This is a genomic window from Asticcacaulis taihuensis (genome assembly GCF_900100255.1).
Lineage (GTDB): Bacteria > Pseudomonadota > Alphaproteobacteria > Caulobacterales > Caulobacteraceae > Asticcacaulis > Asticcacaulis taihuensis.
In genome coordinates, this window is the sequence record NZ_FMTS01000001.1 from 270,858 (window position 1) to 288,394 (window position 17,537).

Below are 17,537 nucleotides of genomic sequence, written 5' to 3' on the forward strand. Positions count from 1 at the left end.
CCCTTACTTGTACGAGACTTGTTTGACGGCGGCGATGATCTTCTCAACGCTGGGCACGGTCATGGCTTCGAGGTTGGCGGCGTAAGGCATCGGCACGTCTTCCTGGTGGACACGGGCCGGCGGGGCATCGAGATCGTCGAACGCCTCGGTTGTGACGCGAGCGGCCACTTCGGCGCCGATGCCGCAAGGGCCCCAGCCCTCTTCAACGGTGACCAAGCGGTTGGTCTTGCGGACCGAAGCAACGACGGTATCGGTATCGAGCGGACGCAGGGTGCGCAGGTTGACGACTTCGGCATCGATGCCCTCGGCGGCCAGTTGCTCGGCTGCTTTCAGGGCGAAACCGACCATGCGCGAGTGCGCGACGATGGTGACGTCCTTGCCTTCCTTCTGGATCTTGGCCTTGCCGATCGGCAGGACGAAGTCCTCGATTTCCGGAATGTCGAACTCGTTGCCGTACATCATTTCATGTTCAAGGAAGACGACCGGGTTCGGATCACGGATGGCGGCCTTGAGCAGGCCCTTGGCATCGGCGGCGTCATACGGCGCGATGACCTTCAGACCTGGCACATTGGCGTACCACGACGAATAGTCATGGCTGTGCTGGGCGGCGACGCGCGAGGCGGCGCCGTTCGGACCGCGGAAAACGATCGACGACTTGATCTGACCGCCCGACATATAGAGCGTCTTGGCCGAGGAATTGATAATGTGGTCAATGGCTTGCATGGCGAAGTTAAACGTCATGAACTCGATGATCGGCTTGAGACCGGCCATCGCGGCGCCCGAACCAATACCAGCAAAGCCCATTTCGGTGATCGGGGTATCGATGACGCGGCGATCGCCGAACTCTTCCAGCAGGTTGCGGGACACCTTGTAGGCGCCTTGATACTGGGCCACTTCCTCGCCCATCAGGAAAACCTTGTCGTCGCGGCGCATTTCCTCGGCGATGGCGTCGCGCAGGGCGTCACGGACGGTGATCTTGACGGTCGGCGTGCCTTCGGGCCAGTCTGGCTGAGAAATGGCGGGCAGCGATTCCACCGGCGCGGCGGCAGGCTTGGCAGTGGCCGGAACCGGAGCAGCGGCTTCAGCCTTGGCTTCGGGGGCTGCGGCCGCAGGCGCCGGCGCGGAAGCGCCACCTTCGAGGCGGGCGATCGGCGTATTGACCTTTACGCCTTCGGTGCCGGCATCGACCAGCAAGGCTTCGATCTTGCCTTCGTCAACGGCTTCGACTTCCATCGTCGCCTTGTCGGTTTCGATTTCGGCGATCACATCGCCGGCGGATACAGTGTCGCCAACCTTGACGAGCCACTTGGCGAGCGTGCCCTCTTCCATGGTTGGAGAGAGCGCGGGCATGAGAATATCAGTCATCTGGGGTTATGCCTCGAGGTAAACGTCGGTGTACAGTTCGGACGGATCGGGTTCCGGGCTCGTCTGGGCGAAATCGACCGCTTCCAGCACGATGGCCTTCACTTGATTGTCGATCGTCTTGATTTCGTCCTCGGCCACGCCGGCCTGTTGCAGCATGGTCTTGATGTGGTCGATCGGGTCGCGGGTCGCCTTGACCTCATCGACCTCGTCCTTGGAGCGGTACTTGGCCGGATCGGACATTGAGTGACCGCGGTAACGGTAGGTCTTCATTTCGAGGATATACGGTCCCTTGCCGGAGCGGGCGTGCTCGGCGGCGCGTTCGGCGGCGTCCTTAACTGCAAACACATCCATGCCGTCGACCGTCTCACCAGGAATGCCGAAAGAGGCGCCACGCTGCGACAGGTTGACCGTGGCGGAGGCGCGGGCCAGCGAGGTGCCCATGGCGTATTCGTTGTTCTCGATCACATAGACGACCGGCAGCTTCCACAACTGGGCCATATTGAAGGACTCGTAAACCTGGCCCTGGTTGGCCGCGCCATCACCGAAATAGGTGAAGGAGACATTGCCGTTCTGACGGTAAAAATCTGCAAAGGCCAGGCCGGTACCGAGGGACACCTGGGCGCCGACAATGCCGTGGCCACCGAAGAAGCCGGCCTCGATATCGAACATGTGCATCGAACCGCCCTTGCCCTTGGAAGAGCCGCCGATACGGCCGGTCAGTTCGGCCATGACTTCCCTGGGGTCCATGCCGGCGGCCAGCATATGGCCGTGGTCGCGGTAACCGGTGATGACCTGGTCGCCCTTTTCAGCGGCGGCGTACATGCCGACGGCGACGGCTTCCTGACCGATATAGAGGTGGCAGAAGCCACCAATCAGGCCCATGCCGTAGAGCTGGCCGGCGCGCTCTTCAAAGCGGCGGATCAGGACCATTTCACGGTAGTATTTCAGCAGGTCGTCTTTGGAGACATTGCTCAGCTTCTTGCCACTTTCGGTCTTGCTGTCTTTCTGGGCGGCACGCGCCATGGACATCTCCCATAACAAAAACTACGGCCGTTTTATCTCCGGCCTTGAAACATAGCAGTCCTTTGCACCCGCGCGGAAAGCCGGCGCAAAGCAAATCAAAGGCACACCTCCTTTATGAGAAGCCTGCCTTCGCGTAAAGGGCTAAAGAAGGATCAGGAGTTAGCGTTCTGAACGATCGGGCCGCGGATAACGTAGGCTTTCGGCTCAGAAAGGCCCAGCAATACGCGGGCACGCTCTTCAAGTAAATCTTTTGACAGATTATCCGTGCGCAAGTATTTGGCGCGCGCTTCAAGATCAGCACGTTCCGTCTTAAGCTGCGCAAGCTGCTGTTCCTTGATCACCATTTCGCGGTTACGCGATTCCTGGGAAAAGAAACCCTTATCACCCGTCAGGTACTGAACGCATACATAGGTCAGCACGAGTGTGATTATAGCTGTGGGTAAATACGGCCTCAGACGAAAAAACACTACTCAAGCCCCTTCTGGACTGCGGCAATACGTAATGGCCTTTTTTGAGCCTTCGCGGTTAACATAGTGTTACGAAACATGTCGGGACACACAGAAGAATTTATCACTGATGTCTTTTGAAAAATCAGACTTATCACGGCGTTTTTATCTTTATTGTCAAAATGTGAGCACTTGAGTTTGCACGGGCCGATGTCGGTGACAGAATGCGCCGCCGGACACGTACGCAGGATATGCGAAAAAGGGTTAATGAAGGCTGAGCGTTACATGGTCGAGTTATGGGGTTTGGGGCCCGCGGCCCCAAGACTTACCTTACTTCAATAAAAATCCCTCGCCCCGAAAAGGGCGAGGGTTTTTATTGAAATCAAGACAGGTTTTGTGGGGTCACGGACCCCACGCCCCGAACCTTAACAGCGGATAACGCCCACACCGGCATAAACCGCTTCGTCATCCAGTTGCGACTCGATGCGCAGGAGCTGGTTGTACTTCGCGGTCCTGTCCGAACGGGCCAGTGAGCCAGTCTTGATCTGACCACAGTTCATCGCCACGGCCAGGTCGGCAATGGTTGAATCCTCGGTTTCGCCCGAACGGTGCGACATGACCGAGGTATAGCCGGCACGATGCGCCATATCGACGGCGTCCATGGTTTCCGACAGGGTGCCGATCTGGTTGACCTTTACCAGAATCGAGTTGGCCATGCCCTCGACAATACCGGTTTCCAGACGATCCGGATTGGTGACGAAGAGATCGTCGCCCACGAGCTGGATACGGTCGCCCAGGCGGTCGGTCAGTTCTCTCCAGCCTTCGTAGTCGTCTTCCGACATGCCGTCCTCGATCGAGCAGATCGGGAACTTATTGGCCAGGTTTTCGAGATAGTCGACCATCTCGACCGGCGTCAGGACCTTGCCCTCGCCTTCCAGATGATACTTGCCGTCCTTGAAGAACTCGGTCGAAGCGACGTCCAGTGCCAGCCAGAAGTCCGAACCGGCCTTGTAGCCCGCCTGTTCGCCGGCCTTCATGATGAAGGTCAGCGCATCTTCGGCCGAGGCCAGGTTGGGGGCGAAGCCGCCCTCGTCGCCGACGTTCGTATTATGGCCGGCAGCCTTCAGGCCCTTCTTCAGCGAATGGAAGATTTCCGCGCCCATGCGCAGGGCTTCCGAGAACGACTCAGCACCGGCCGGCACGATCATGAATTCCTGGATGTCGATGGGGTTGTCGGCATGGGCACCACCATTGATGATGTTCATCAGCGGCACCGGCAGGACGCGGGCGGCCAGGCCGCCGACATACTTGTAAAGCGGCAGGCCGGACGATTGCGCGGCAGCGCGCGCCACGGCCAGCGACACGCCGAGGATGGCGTTGGCGCCGAGGCGCGACTTGTTCGGCGTGCCGTCGAGATTGATCAAGGCCTGGTCGAGGCGGCGCTGGTCGAGCGCCTCAAAGCCGGCGATGGCTTCGAAGATTTCGCCGTTTACGGCATCAACCGCCTTGCGGACACCCTTGCCGCCATAGCGCTTGGCATCGCCATCACGCATTTCCACCGCCTCGTGGGCGCCGGTCGAGGCGCCGGAAGGTACGGCCGCGCGGCCGAACGAGCCGTCATCGAGGGTGACATCGACTTCGACAGTGGGGTTGCCACGGGAGTCGAGGATTTCGCGGGCGACGACGTCGATAATTTCGGGCATGGGGAATCCTGCTATGTGAAACGGTCTGAAAGCAGGGCTGCATTAGCAAGGCCGGGCTCCGATGACAAGCGCCGCTCATGCGCCATTGGGAAATTACGGCGCGACCCGATAGCCATCCGATGCCGAAACCCACTGCATGACCTGGTCCTGATCCGGCTTAGGCACGCCGTCGAGCGTCCCCTTGGCGACCAGATTGCCGCCGGAGGGGATATATGCGGTGCAGATTTCGTGGCCCACCACGGATGCCATGCCCGAGGCAATCCGTGCCAGCACCGGCTGGGCCTGATCCGTGGGCACATCCGTGCCGTTGACCATCAGGCGGGCCCCAGAGATATTTTCCTCGCGGATCGTGCCGCAGACGGCACCATTCCGGATCTCGACATTGGTGTTCATCTCCAGGATGGCCGGTGGACTCTTTGAGATCAACACGGTCGCCTTGTTGGTGAAGCTGCCGTCGGCATTGAGATGATAGGTCGCCATCGAAGAACAGGTCTTGGCCACCGCGTCAGGCGCATAACACTGCGCCATGCCCTTCCCGGCCGGCGCCAGCGGTCCGACATAGGCGTTTGCAGGGGAAAAGGCGGCGACCGCCAGTAAAGCCAGGAACATGTAATAGTGCCTCATTTCGAAATAACAGACTAGCGGGTCGTCCGCGCATCGCAATAAGACGGCCATGCGTGTTCATTTTATGACGCATACGGTAACGACCGAGCCACATTGATCCCTTACCGAGTTGGACTGACACTGCATCCGCGAGGAGATTGTCATGAAAATTGCCACCTTCAATGTCAACGGCATCAATGGCCGGCTGCCGGTTCTGCTACACTGGCTGGCGGAGCGCAAACCCGATGTGGTCTGCCTCCAGGAACTGAAGGCGCCGGATGAGCGCTTTCCGGCGAAAGCCCTGGAGGATGCCGGTTATGGCGCTGTCTGGCACGGTCAGAAAAGCTGGAACGGCGTGGCGATCCTGGCGCGCGGCATGAAATTGGTTGAAACGCAGCGCGGCCTGCCGGGCGATCCGGATGATACCCATAGCCGTTATATCGAGGCGGCGGTGGATGGCATCCTGATCGGCTGTCTCTACCTGCCCAACGGCAATCCGATCGATACGCCGAAGTTTCCCTACAAGCTGCGCTGGTTCGAGCGCCTGGCGCAACATGCCAAAGGTTTGCTGGAAAGCGGCGCGCCCGTGGTGCTGGCGGGCGATTATAACGTCATGCCGACCGATCTGGATGTCTACAAGCCCGAACGCTGGCAGAATGACGCCCTCTTCAAGCCGGAGGTCCGCCAGGCTTTCCATGCCCTGGTGGCGCAGGGCTGGACCGATGCCTTGCGGCAAATGCATCCCGGCGAGCGCATCTACACCTTCTGGGACTATTTCCGCAACGCCTTCGCCCGCGACGCCGGGCTGCGGATAGACCACCTGCTTTTAAGCCCTGCCCTCGCCCCGCGCCTCATCCGGGCCGAGGTCGACAGCTTCGTGCGCGGCTGGGAAAAGGCCAGTGACCACGCACCGGCGTGGATCGAGCTGGCGCCGGTGAAATGAAAAAACGCGGCTTCGTTTCCGGAGCCGCGTCTAATTTCTGCTTTTTATTTTGCCGCCGTCTTTTACCTGACGGCTGAAGCTAAACCCTAAGGCTTAGTCCTTCTTCGGCGTAATGACCTGACGGCCCTTGTACATGCCGGTCTTCAGGTCGACATGGTGCGGACGGCGCAGCTCGCCGGTGTCCTTGTCTTCGGTGTAGGCATTGGCGCCCAGCGCATCATGCGAACGACGCATATTGCGGCGCGAGGGCGAAACTTTACGCTTGGGAACGGCCATTTCCGTGTCTCTCTTAAGGTCAAGGGCCTGGACCGCAAAGCCATCAGGCACAAAATAAGGTTGCGACGCACAGTATGTGAGTCAGAAGGCGGGCCTTATGCCTCATGTTCGATATGGGATCAAGGGATAATCGCCCGGAAATGGCGATTTTCACCCCGAAAGACCATTCGCGCGACTGGCTTCGGCCAGCAGATCGGTCTCCGGCCTGCCCTTGCGCATCTCACTTTCAATCTGCAACCTGGCCTGATCAAGCCCGGCCTTGTCAAAGGATTTCGGCGAAACCAGCCGCCGCCCGTCCGTCAGGATGACAATCCAGCCGTGATGAATGCGGCTGTCCGTGCGCTCGTGGTCATAGCTTTCCGGCGTGAGTTCGCGGATATCTTCGGCTTTTATATAATGTGTCTTGCGCCATGAGGTCAGGCTCAGCAGACGGATACGAATCTGGCCATCGGCCACCCGCCATTCCCGATGTCGGCCGATACAGGCCCAAAGGATAATTCCGGCCGCCAATGGCAGGGCCACCATATTGATCAGGATAAATCCGAACGGCGGCAGCTTGCCCGCCTCAATCAAGGCCCAGTCATGATAATCACTGCTGATCGCCGCCGCGGCCAAGGCAATCCCGACCAAGATATAAAGAAAACGCGGCAACAACCCCAGTTCGTCCTTGAGCGTCATGACAGTCTCCCCTTGCCGCCACTATAACGGCAAATGGCAGACTTGTCAGGCTTACAGTTCGATCAGTCTTCTATCTGGGCCGATGCCTCGATTTCGACCAGCCATTCCGGATTGATCAGGGCGCTGGTGCCGATAAAGCTGGAGGCCGGACGGATCTCGCCGAACAGTTCGCCGTGGGCTTTAGCTGCGTCCTTCCACAGGCTCATATCGGTGAGGAAAATGCGCGTGCGGATGATGTCGGAAGCCTTGCCGCCGGCCGCTTCCACCGCCTTGATGATGATTTCCAGCGCCGCCTTGGTCTGCTCGTAGGCGTCCGTACCTGCCACCTTGCCGTCGCGGATCGGCGCGGTGCCGGACACTTCGATACGGTTACCCGAACGGACAGCACGGGAAAAGCCAATTTCAGGCTCGAACGGCGAACCGGAAGAGATAAGCTGGCGTGACATAGGCAATTCCTTATACGAGCCGGCTGCGCACCTTGGCGGCGGCGATAAAGCTTGAGAACAAAGGATGCGGCGCAAACGGCCGCGACTTCAGTTCCGGGTGATACTGCACACCGATAAACCACGGATGATCCGGACGCTCAACGATTTCCGGCAGCAGGCCATCCGGTGACATACCGCTGAATTGCAAACCGCAAGCTTCCAGGCGCTCGATATAGTCGCGGTTCACTTCGTAGCGGTGGCGATGGCGCTCGGAAACGTCCGTACCGCCATAGATTTCAGCCACTTGGCTGCCTTCCTTCAACTTCGCGTCGAAGGCGCCCAGTCGCATGGTGCCGCCCAGATTGCCACCTGCGGCGCGCTGGGTCAGTTCGTTCCCGTTCAGCCATTCGGTCATCAGGCCGACCACCGGCTCATTGGTGTGGCCAAATTCGGTGGATGAGGCGTCCTTGATACCGGCCAAATGGCGCGCCGTTTCCAGCACCGCCATCTGCATCCCGAAACAGATGCCGAAATAGGGCACATTGTTCTCGCGGGCAAAGCGTGCCGCTTCGATCTTGCCGAGCGCACCGCGTTCGCCGAAACCGCCCGGCACCAGAATGGCATGGACGTTTTCCAGCCGTTCTATGACCGCTTCCGGCGCGCCCTCAAAGGTTTCCGATTCGACCCAGTCGATCTTGACCCGGACATTGTTGGCCATGCCACCGTGGTAAAGCGCCTCGATCAGCGATTTGTACGCGTCCTTCAGCACCGTATACTTGCCGACGACAGCGATGGAGACCTCGCCATCGGGATACTGGTAACGCTGCGTTATATCCTTCCACAGGCCGAGATCAGGCGCGGCCGCATCATCCATGCCGAAGACGTTCAGCACTTCGGTATCAAGCCCCTGCTTATGGTAGTCGATCGGCACGGCATAGATGTTCTCTGAATCCATCGCCTGAATGACGGCTGTTTCGCGCACGTTACAGAAAAGGCCGATCTTGCGGCGTTCCTCGGCCGGAATTTCCTGTTCGCAACGACACAGCAGGATATCGGGCTGAATACCGATCGAGCGCAATTCCTTGACCGAGTGCTGGGTCGGCTTGGTCTTCATCTCGCCGGCCGTCTTGACGAACGGTAGCAGGGTCAGGTGGATGAAGCAGCACTGGCGGCGCGGCAGTTCCTGGCCCAACTGGCGGATCGCTTCAAAGAACGGCAACCCTTCGATATCACCCACCGTGCCGCCGATTTCGACGAGAATAAAGTCGGCGTCGCCCTGGTCGGAAACAACAAACTGCTTGATCTGGTCGGTCACGTGCGGAACGACCTGAACGGTGGCGCCGAGATAGTCGCCGCGGCGTTCCTTTTCGATGATGTTGGAGTAGATGCGGCCGGTCGTGATATTGTCGCTCTTGCGGGCGTTAACGCCGGTGAAGCGCTCATAGTGGCCGAGGTCGAGGTCGGTTTCGGCGCCATCATCGGTAACGAAGACTTCGCCGTGCTGATAAGGGCTCATCGTGCCCGGATCGACGTTCAGATAAGGGTCCAGCTTGCGCAGGCGGACCTTGTAGCCCCGCGCCTGGAGCAGCGCCCCCAGGGCCGCCGACGCCAGACCCTTGCCAAGCGAGGAAACCACCCCGCCAGTGATGAAAACGAAACGGGCCATATCAGATAGTTACCATAAAATCAGAGATAACCCACGGAGGTTGCCCCCCGTGGGTCGGAAACAGGTTTTGAAAATCGGAGGCTTGCGCCCCAGGTCAGTTTACTTCGAAGCCGAAGAGGTAGCGGCGCCGGAAGGCGTTGTCGCGGAAGAGGCTGCCGGTGCCTTGACGCTTGCCGAAGACGAGGACGCCCAGATGCTTTCCTTGGCCTTCTCGACCTGCTTGGCCGAAACCGAAGCCGAGGCCGAAGAACTGGTGGGCAGCTTGAGCGGTGCCGGCAGGACGGCGGGCTTGCTGTTCAGGGCCGGTGCGGCCGGCGCCGTCGAAGAGGCAGCGGGCGCAGCCCCCGCCAGAGGCAGATCGCTCAGGGACGGCGCGGCCGAGGCGCTGGTCTGGGCCGCCGGTGCCGCAGGTTGGTTAGAGGTATTTACCGTCAGGCCGCTGGTGTCGACCTTGTCGACCGCTGAGGTCTGGCGGGTCGAAAAATTGCCGACAATGGTCAGGCCGATGGAATTGGCGAAGAAGACAAAGGCCAGAATCGCCGTCGCCCGGGTGAGCAGGTTGCCGGCACCGCGTGCTGACATGAAGCCGCCACCGCCACCGCCGCCCATGCCAAGCGCGCCGCCTTCGGAACGCTGAATGAGAATCAGGCCCGCCATGCTGACGCTAACGATGATTTGGATGGTCAAAAGAATGGCAAACAGCATGTCAGGTCTTTATATTCTCGATCACGGATACGCACCCGGCACCGGAGGTCCGGCGCGGGAAGTTGCACGCCCTTAGCATCCCTTTGCGCGGATGGCTATAGGGCAGGCGGCGATAACACAGCCAAAATATGGCGGACGCGGACGATTACAAGTCCTGCCAAACATAAACAGCGTGTATAACATCAGACCGGGGCGGAATCGGCGGCAGCTATAATGGGCATGAAGTCTTCAGCGGTCAAAGACGCACCGCCGACCAGGGCGCCGCTGACCCCCTCCAGAGCCAATACCTGCCCCGCATTAGTTGCCTTGACCGAACCGCCATAAAGCAGGTGCGGCGCGACATGCGCGCCAAAACGCTGGTCAAGATACCGGCGGATCAAGGCAAACGCCTCCAGTATCTGCGCGTCCGAGGCAATCAGACCGGTGCCGATGGCCCAGACCGGCTCATAGGACACCTGGAACTCCCGCCCCTTCAGCTCTTCCGGCAGGCTGTCGGCCAGTTGCCGTGACAAAACCGGTATGGTGAGCCCGCCCTGGCGCTGGTCGAGCGTCTCCCCGATGCAGATAATCGGCTCCAGTCCGGCCCGCAGCGCCGCCTGGACTTTCCGGGCCACCAGCGCGCAGGGTTCCAGATGGCCATGCCGGCGCTCGGAATGGCCGAGAATGACCATGGAGGCGCCGGCGTCCTTCAGCATGGCGGCGGAAATATCGCCGGTATAGGCGCCGGAATCGGCGTGGTGGCAATCCTGGCCGCCCAATATGATATCCGTTCCCTTCAGAATATCGGCCATGAGCGGCAAAAGGGTGGCGGGCGGAAAGAGGGCCACGCGCGCCGAGTGGCTCCGGCTTTGCGTGGCGATCACTTCGGCAACGGCAAGCGAGGCTTTCACCCCGTTCATTTTCCAGTTGCCCGCGATAAGATGTCGATGTGGCATTAACTCGTCTTATGCTGGTTTGTTTTTTTGTGGCCGCCTCACGGAAAACACCGTAGCCGCTTCTGGTGAGCGACTATACCGGTGACCAAAGACGAGGCGTGCGTAAAACATAGACTGCCAGCCGCCTGCAAGCCAAGCGAAACTTCAAGGCGGCAGCGCTAAGGTCTTTGGCAAAAAATCCTTGAAACGAATAAATTCCCTTTGTAACAGCCTTATTCGTGCCGTAAGACACAGCCACATATGGCGGCCCTGGGGCTGACCGCGACTTGCGCGCCCCTTTTCGGCCGCGTCCACAGGATAGATATAGCGATGATCACCCTCTTCCGAGAATTCACCAAGTCATGGGTTTTTAAAGGCTTGATGGTCCTGCTGGTCGCCTCCTTCGCCATTTTCGGCCTGCGTGATGTGTTCGGCAAGATGGGTGGCGATAAGGTCATCGAGGCCGGTGATCGTTCCGTTTCAGCCAATGAATTCAAGGCCAAGTTCGAACAGTACAAGCAAGGCTACTCCGAACAGAATCAGGGGCAAACCCTCAGCAATGACGAATTCGTCGAAAGCGGACAGCATCTCCAGATGCTGAACGAACTGGCTGACCAGACCGCCTTCGCCGCCTGGCTTGATTCGATCGGCGTGAAGCCCTCCGCCAAGATGATCGTCGCTGAAATCGCCAAGATCCCCGCCTTCTTCAACAGCGTGACCGGTCGCTTCGACAAGGACACCTATCGGATGATGCTGGCGCGCAACCAGATGACCGAGAAGCAACTCGAAGACGAGATCGCCGACCAGATCGCCAGCCAGCAGTATTTCACCGCCGCTGTCGCCGGCTTCAAGGCGCCACGTATCTACGCCGCCTCGCAGGCCGCCATGACCCTGCAAAACCGTGATGCCAGCATCTTCGTTGTCAACGAAAAGAACATCACGATGCCTGCCGCGCCGACCGACGCCGACATCACGGCCTTCTATAATTCGCGCCTTCAGCAATTGCAGATGCCGGAACTGCGCCAGGCTTCGGTTGTCCGTTTCGATCCGAATGACTACCTGAAATCGATCACCATTGATGAAGCCGCCGTCCGCAAGATGTACGACGACCGCCTGAAGACCCTGGTGACGCCGGAAACGCGTTCCTTTGTGCAGGTCACCACGCAGTCGGCCGGCGACGCCAACGCTATTTCCGACGCCATCAAAGGCGGCCAGACGCCGGAACAAGCCGCCAAGGCCCACAAGGGCCAGGTCATCACCTATGACCAGAAGCCCCAGACTGCCGTACCTGACGCCAAGATCGCTGCCGCCGCCTTCGGCCTGAAAACCGGCGAAGTGTCCGGCGCCATACAGGGCGAATTGGGCTATGCCGTCATCAGGATGGGCGATATCAAGACCGGCGCCACGCCTTCCTATGAAAGCGTCCACGCCAAACTGGCCCAGGACTATGTCAAGGAGCAGGCCGCCAACCGCGTCAACAAGGACTCAAACACCTTCTCCGACGCCATCCGCGCCGGCAAGGACTTCAACGCCACAGCAAAAGAACTGGGGCTGACCGTCGTCAAGCTCGAACCGATGACCGCGCAGGGGCAAACCAACAACCCGCAGGCCAACTACTCGAAATTCGCCCCGCTGGTAAAAGCCATCTATGACCTGCCCTCGGCCGGTTCGGCCTCGGACGTCGAGGAACTCGGCGAAGGCCAGTATTTCGCCGTCCGTCTCGACGCCGTGAAGCCCGCCGGCGCCCCGCCGCTGGAACAGATCAAGGGGGAACTGGCGCAGTACTGGATGGCCGAAAAGGTCGCCGGTCTCGTCCAGGCCAAGGCCGACGAAGCCCTGGCCCGCCTGAAGAAGGGCGAGTCCTTCGCCGCGGTCGCCGCCAGCCTAAATGCCCCGGTCAAGCCGCTCAATGGCCTGAACCGCGCCATGGTCCAGCAGTCCGGCCTGCCCCAGGCCCTGGCCGGCCGCATCTTCGGTGGTGAGGCGAACGAGAATTTCTCCGTGCCGCTCAACCAGGTCAATATCGCCGTCGGCCACATCGACGCCATTCACCAGGCCGATGCCCAGCAGGCCAACGCGATGTCGACCGCCATCCGCGGCCAGATGACGCAAAGCATTCAGCGCGATATCGCACTGACCACGCGCAACGATGCCCGCACGGTCGTCAAGACGCAGCTTTATCCGAACACCGCCGTCGTGGCGCTCGGCGTCACTCCGCCGGACCCCAAGACGATCAAGACCGAAAAGAAACTGAAGTGATCGGAGCGGCCGTGACTTTTGCCGCCAGCGAAGGCGCCTTTACCAAAGCCTATGAGGCCGGCAAGCCCTATATCGTTTGCCGCAAACTAATTGACGACCTGGAAACGCCGGTTTCGGCCTATCTCAAGCTATCGCGCAGCCGCCCCTACTCCTTCCTGTTTGAATCCGTCGAGGGCGGCGCCCTGTCAGGCCGCTATTCGATCATCACCCTGTCGCCCGATCTCGTCTGGCGCTGTTTCGGTGAAAAGGCCGAACGGGCCACCGGCGCCGATATCGCCAAAGCCATATATACGCCGGAAGAAAAGCCGACGCTGGAGTCTTTGCGCGCACTCGTCGCCGCCAATCGCATGGACATCCCCGAAGGTCTGCCGCCGATGGTTTCCGGCCTGTTCGGCGTCTTCGGCTATGACATGATCCGCCTGATGGAACCGCTTGGCGCCGCTAACCCGGACCCGCTGAACCTGCCGGACGCCTGCCTGGTCCGCCCGTCGGTGATCTGCGTCTTTGACAATGTGGCGCATGAAATCCTGCTGGCCAGCCCGGTCTGGCCGGATGACCGCAAGGCCCAGGACGCCTATAGCGCGGCCCTCGGTCGTCTTGATTCCGTCGAGGCCGATCTGCGCGTCCCGCTGGCTGCCCAGGCAACCGCCACCGACCATCACCAGGAACCGTTGATGTCGCCGACCTCGGCGCTCGATTACGGCCGCATGGTCGAGGCGTCCAAGACATATATCGCCGCCGGCGACATCTTCCAGGTCGTGCCGAGCCACCGTTTTGAGGCGCCATTCAACCTCGATCCGTTCTCGTTCTATCGTTCCTTACGCCGCCACAACCCCTCGCCCTATCTCTATTACCTGAATTTCGGCGACTTCCAGTTGGCCGGCTCCTCGCCGGAAATTCTGGTACGGGTGCGCGATGGCAAGCTGACCATCCGCCCGATCGCCGGCACCCGCCCGCGCGGCAAGACGCCGGAACAGGACAAGGCGCTGGAAGCCGAACTGCTGGCCGATCCGAAGGAACTCTCCGAACACCTGATGCTGCTCGATCTCGGCCGCAACGATGTCGGCCGCATCGCCAAGCCGGCCAGCGTGCGCGTCACCGAAAAGTTCGTCATCGAGCGCTACAGCCACGTCATGCACATCGTCTCCAATGTCGAGGGCGACGCGCCGGACGACATCGACGCGGTGGACGCTCTTCTGGCCGCCCTGCCCGCCGGCACGCTCTCCGGTGCGCCCAAGGTGCGCGCCATGGAGATCATCGACGAGCTGGAATCGGTCAAGCGCGGCGTCGTCTATGGCGGCGGCGTCGGTTATATCTCCAGCGGCGGCAGTGTCGATATCTGCATTGTCCTGCGCACAGCGCTCTTCAAGGACCGCATGATGTACGTCCAGGCCGGCGCCGGCGTCGTGGCCGACAGCGTACCCCAGACGGAATATGAGGAAACCTGCCACAAGGCCGGCGCGCTCATAAAGGCCGCCCAGGACGCCTGGCGCTATAATTATCAGCAGAACTGATCCCGAAAAAGTGTAAGGCACTTTTCGGGATTAATTGCGTGCAAAAAATTACCGCGCGGATTCGCTGCCGACCGGCACCGCCTCTTTCGGTGTGCCGGACAGCTCAAAATCGGCCTTGCCGGAGGGTATGGTAGGTTTGGCCACTGCGGCAGGCTTGCTGCTGGTGGGACTGAACGCCGGACTTTGGGTAAAGACGTAAGCCAGCAGGGTTGCGGCACCGATAAAGGCGCATCCGGCCAGCAAAGGCACGACACCTTGCAGGCGGTTACGGGCAGGCGACTGCAACAGATCCTGTGCAGCGTCCAGGCGCTCGTCAAGGCGTCCCTCTTTCTGCACCATCGCGGCAATGTCCCGAATCGTTTCCATGAGCGGAAGCTTAAGCATATTTACCACGCCACAAAAGACTTCTGACGTTTAGGCTTGGAAAGCCCTTCGCTTTTGCTTACATACGGCGGGAATATGGAGGGTGCCAATGATCCTGGTCATCGATAATTACGACAGCTTTACCTACAATCTCGTCCATTACCTCGCGGAACTGGGCGCGGAAACGCAGGTCTGGCGTAACGATGCCCTGAGCGTTCAGGATGCCCTGGCCCTGAAACCGCAAGCCATCCTCCTGTCTCCCGGCCCCTGCGCGCCTGACCAGGCCGGCATCTGCCTGCCGCTGCTGCGCGCCGCTCCGGAAGACATGCCGGTGCTCGGCGTCTGCCTCGGCCACCAGTCGATCGGCCAGGCCTATGGCGGCGACGTCATCCGCGCCAAGACCCTGATGCACGGCAAGACCAGCCTGATCCATCACAATAATACAGGCATTTTCAAAGACTTGCCCAATCCATTTACGGCAACGCGTTATCATTCGCTGGCGGTAAAGCGCGAGACCCTGCCTGCCGACCTGGAGGTCACTGCCTGGACCGAGGACGGTGAGATCATGGGTGTGCAGCACAAGACGCGCCCGATCCACGGCGTCCAGTTCCACCCGGAATCGATCGCCACCGAAGGTGGCCATCAGTTGCTGGCCAATTTCCTCAATCTGGCCGGCATCGAAAGCCAAAATCTCTATGTCTGACGCCTTCAAGCCCCTGCTGGCCAAACTCGCCGAAGGCCAAAATCTCAACGAAGACGACGCCGAGCAATTCTTTTCCGCCTGCCTGCGTGGCGAACCGACGCCGGCTCAGGTGGCCGCGGCCGTCACCGCCATCCGTATTCGCGGCGAGACGGTCGGTGAAATCGCCGCCTGCGCCCGCGCCATGCGCAAGGCCGCCATCCATCTGGAGCATCCGTATGATGTTATCGATGTCTGCGGCACCGGCGGCGACGGCCTGCACACACTGAATATCTCGACCGCCGTGGGATTCGTCGCGGCGGGCGGCGGGCTGAAAGTGGCCAAGCATGGCAACCGTGCCATTACCTCCAAGTCCGGCACCGCCGATGTGCTGGCGGCGCTGGGTGTCAATATCGACGCCACGCTGGAACAGCAGCGCCGTGCACTTGATGAGGCCGGCATCTGCTTCATGTTCGCGCAATCACATCATGGCGCCATGCGGCATGTCTCGCCGATCCGCCAGCAACTCGGCTTCCGCACCATCTTCAACCTGCTGGGGCCGCTCAGCAACCCGGCCGGCGCGAAGCGTCAGGTCGTTGGCGTCCCCTCACCGCGCTTTGTCGAGCCGATCGCCCAGGCCCTGGGCCAGTTGGGCGCCGTCAAGGCATGGTCGGTCCATGGTTCCGGCCTCGACGAACTGACCACCACGGGCGAAACCGATGTCGCCGAATGGCGCGATGGCTTCGTGCGTCTTTTCAAGATCACGCCGGAAGCCGTGGGCCTGCCCCGCGCAGCGCTCGCCGATATTACTGGCGGCGCGCCCGAACATAACGCCGCTGAACTGTCGGCTCTGCTGGACGGCAAGAAAAGTGCCTACCGCGATATCGTGATGCTCAACGCCGCCGCCGCTTTCCTGGTGGCCGATACGGTCGAGACCCTGCGCGAAGGCGTGGAAAAGGCCGCCGAAGTGATTGATAGCGGCAAAGCCCGCCGCGCACTTGATAGCTTGATCCAGATCACAGCGGCCGCGTACCCCTCATAACAGAAGTGTTTATGCCGCGTGATGACGCGGCGTGCTAGACAGGAACCACCTATGGCCGAAGGAGACGATATGCTGGATATTCTCGACAGGATCGCCACCTACAAGCGCGAAGATGTCGCCACGCGCCGCGTCAACACCACACTGGATGATCTCGAATCCCAGATCAAGGCCGTTGGCGCGCCTCGCGGCTTTGCCAAGGCCCTGGTCGCCAACAAGCAACCGAACGGTCTCTCCCTGATCGCCGAAATCAAGAAGGCCAGCCCGTCAAAGGGCCTGATCCGTGAGGATTTCGACCCCAACTTTCTGGCACAATGCTATGAAGCCGGCGGCGCCTCGTGCCTCTCAATCCTGACCGATAACCCCAGCTTTATGGGCCACGAATCACATTTCCAGTCGGCCCGTGCCGCTGTGTCCCTGCCCTGCATCCGCAAGGAATTCCTGGTCGATACCTGGCAGGTGACCGAATCGCGGGCCATCGGCGCCGATGCAATCCTCGTCATTATGGCGATGATCGATGATTCCCTCGCCGCCGACCTGATAGATACCGCCCATCATTACGGCATGGATGCGCTGGTCGAGGTCCACAATGCCGAGGAAATGACGCGCGCGCTTAAGCTGAACTCCAAGCTGATCGGCATAAACAACCGTAATCTCAGGGATTTCCATGTCGATCTGGCAGTCACCGAAGAACTGGCCCCGATGGTGTCGAAAGAGCATATCCTGGTGGCCGAAAGCGGTATCTTCACGCCGTTTGACGTCAAGCGCCTGGCCCGGACCGGCGCCACTGCCATGCTGGTCGGCGAAAGCCTTATGCGGCAGGGCGATGTGACGGCGGCGACAAAAAATCTCTTGTCGTTAGCTTGACATTAACAAGAACACATATAGAACATCAGGCATAGGTTCATGACTTGTTCCCGCAATACTGAGCGGGCC

General features: G+C 60.3%; 18 protein-coding genes. 6 read left to right on the forward strand and 12 right to left on the reverse strand.

Translation table 11 applies throughout. From position 1 onward, the window contains the following. Positions 1-3: 3 nt before the first annotated feature. The 5 genes from BLO49_RS01240 to BLO49_RS01260 form a co-directional block, all read right to left on the reverse strand. Positions 4-1,365, reverse strand: a complete 1,362-nt coding sequence (locus BLO49_RS01240) for a pyruvate dehydrogenase complex E1 component subunit beta (protein WP_090643202.1) — start codon at positions 1,363-1,365, stop codon at positions 4-6. Positions 1,366-1,371: 6 nt separating this feature from the next. After that, complete coding sequence (gene pdhA / locus BLO49_RS01245; RefSeq protein WP_090645940.1) at positions 1,372-2,388, reverse strand: pyruvate dehydrogenase (acetyl-transferring) E1 component subunit alpha; 1,017 nt, start codon at positions 2,386-2,388, stop codon at positions 1,372-1,374. 152 nt (positions 2,389-2,540) lie between these two features. Next, entirely contained in the window at positions 2,541-2,807 is a 267-nt protein-coding gene (locus BLO49_RS01250; RefSeq protein WP_342670324.1) for an FtsB family cell division protein, read from the reverse strand. A 452-nt stretch (positions 2,808-3,259) separates the two neighbouring features. Further along, positions 3,260-4,537: a phosphopyruvate hydratase gene (gene eno / locus BLO49_RS01255; protein ID WP_090643207.1), complete on the reverse strand. Its 1,278-nt coding sequence runs from the start codon at positions 4,535-4,537 to the stop codon at positions 3,260-3,262. 93 nt (positions 4,538-4,630) lie between these two features. Further along, positions 4,631-5,146 (reverse strand): hypothetical protein, encoded by a 516-nt coding sequence (locus BLO49_RS01260; RefSeq protein ID WP_090643210.1) that lies wholly within the window; start codon positions 5,144-5,146, stop codon positions 4,631-4,633. 157 nt (positions 5,147-5,303) lie between these two features. Between BLO49_RS01260 and xth the strand changes: the two genes are divergently transcribed. Beyond that, positions 5,304-6,083 (forward strand): exodeoxyribonuclease III, encoded by a 780-nt coding sequence (gene xth / locus BLO49_RS01265; protein WP_090643213.1) that lies wholly within the window; start codon positions 5,304-5,306, stop codon positions 6,081-6,083. Between the two features lie 93 nt (positions 6,084-6,176). Here xth and rpmF read toward each other — a convergent pair whose 3' ends face one another. The 6 genes from rpmF to tpiA form a co-directional block, all read right to left on the reverse strand. Then, a complete protein-coding gene (gene rpmF / locus BLO49_RS01270; protein ID WP_090643214.1) occupies positions 6,177-6,359 on the reverse strand; it encodes a 50S ribosomal protein L32 in 183 nt (60 codons plus the stop codon). 150 nt (positions 6,360-6,509) lie between these two features. Continuing rightward, positions 6,510-7,037 carry a hypothetical protein gene (locus BLO49_RS01275; protein ID WP_090643217.1) on the reverse strand — a complete coding sequence of 176 codons (528 nt, stop codon included), beginning with the start codon at positions 7,035-7,037 and terminating at the stop codon, positions 6,510-6,512. A gap of 62 nt (positions 7,038-7,099) precedes the next feature. Further along, positions 7,100-7,483 carry a RidA family protein gene (locus BLO49_RS01280; RefSeq protein WP_090643219.1) on the reverse strand — a complete coding sequence of 128 codons (384 nt, stop codon included), beginning with the start codon at positions 7,481-7,483 and terminating at the stop codon, positions 7,100-7,102. A gap of 10 nt (positions 7,484-7,493) precedes the next feature. Beyond that, a complete protein-coding gene (locus BLO49_RS01285) occupies positions 7,494-9,128 on the reverse strand; it encodes a CTP synthase (protein WP_090643222.1) in 1,635 nt (544 codons plus the stop codon). Positions 9,129-9,227: 99 nt separating this feature from the next. Continuing rightward, positions 9,228-9,833 carry a preprotein translocase subunit SecG gene (secG, locus tag BLO49_RS01290; protein WP_090643224.1) on the reverse strand — a complete coding sequence of 202 codons (606 nt, stop codon included), beginning with the start codon at positions 9,831-9,833 and terminating at the stop codon, positions 9,228-9,230. A 182-nt stretch (positions 9,834-10,015) separates the two neighbouring features. After that, complete coding sequence (gene tpiA, locus BLO49_RS01295) at positions 10,016-10,768, reverse strand: triose-phosphate isomerase (protein ID WP_090643226.1); 753 nt, start codon at positions 10,766-10,768, stop codon at positions 10,016-10,018. Between the two features lie 309 nt (positions 10,769-11,077). Between tpiA and BLO49_RS01300 the strand changes: the two genes are divergently transcribed. Both BLO49_RS01300 and trpE read left to right on the forward strand, forming a co-directional pair. Further along, positions 11,078-13,006 carry a peptidylprolyl isomerase gene (locus tag BLO49_RS01300; protein WP_170828155.1) on the forward strand — a complete coding sequence of 643 codons (1,929 nt, stop codon included), beginning with the start codon at positions 11,078-11,080 and terminating at the stop codon, positions 13,004-13,006. Positions 13,007-13,017: 11 nt separating this feature from the next. Next, a complete protein-coding gene (trpE, locus tag BLO49_RS01305) occupies positions 13,018-14,520 on the forward strand; it encodes an anthranilate synthase component I (protein WP_090645942.1) in 1,503 nt (500 codons plus the stop codon). A gap of 48 nt (positions 14,521-14,568) precedes the next feature. Here the strand turns inward: trpE and BLO49_RS01310 are convergent, their stop codons facing one another. Beyond that, positions 14,569-14,886: a hypothetical protein gene (locus tag BLO49_RS01310; protein ID WP_139159595.1), complete on the reverse strand. Its 318-nt coding sequence runs from the start codon at positions 14,884-14,886 to the stop codon at positions 14,569-14,571. A gap of 106 nt (positions 14,887-14,992) precedes the next feature. Here BLO49_RS01310 and BLO49_RS01315 point away from each other — a divergent pair, with 106 nt between their 5' ends. The 3 genes from BLO49_RS01315 to trpC all read left to right on the forward strand — a co-directional run bounded on the left by BLO49_RS01315 (position 14,993) and on the right by trpC (position 17,468). Next, positions 14,993-15,586, forward strand: coding sequence for an anthranilate synthase component II (locus BLO49_RS01315; protein ID WP_090643233.1), 594 nt, complete (start codon positions 14,993-14,995; stop codon positions 15,584-15,586). Further along, a complete protein-coding gene (gene trpD / locus BLO49_RS01320; RefSeq protein ID WP_090643237.1) occupies positions 15,579-16,604 on the forward strand; it encodes an anthranilate phosphoribosyltransferase in 1,026 nt (341 codons plus the stop codon). The genes BLO49_RS01315 and trpD overlap by 8 nt, the downstream gene beginning before the upstream one ends. 69 nt (positions 16,605-16,673) lie before the next feature. Then, positions 16,674-17,468: an indole-3-glycerol phosphate synthase TrpC gene (gene trpC, locus BLO49_RS01325; protein ID WP_090645945.1), complete on the forward strand. Its 795-nt coding sequence runs from the start codon at positions 16,674-16,676 to the stop codon at positions 17,466-17,468. Positions 17,469-17,537: the final 69 nt, after the last annotated feature.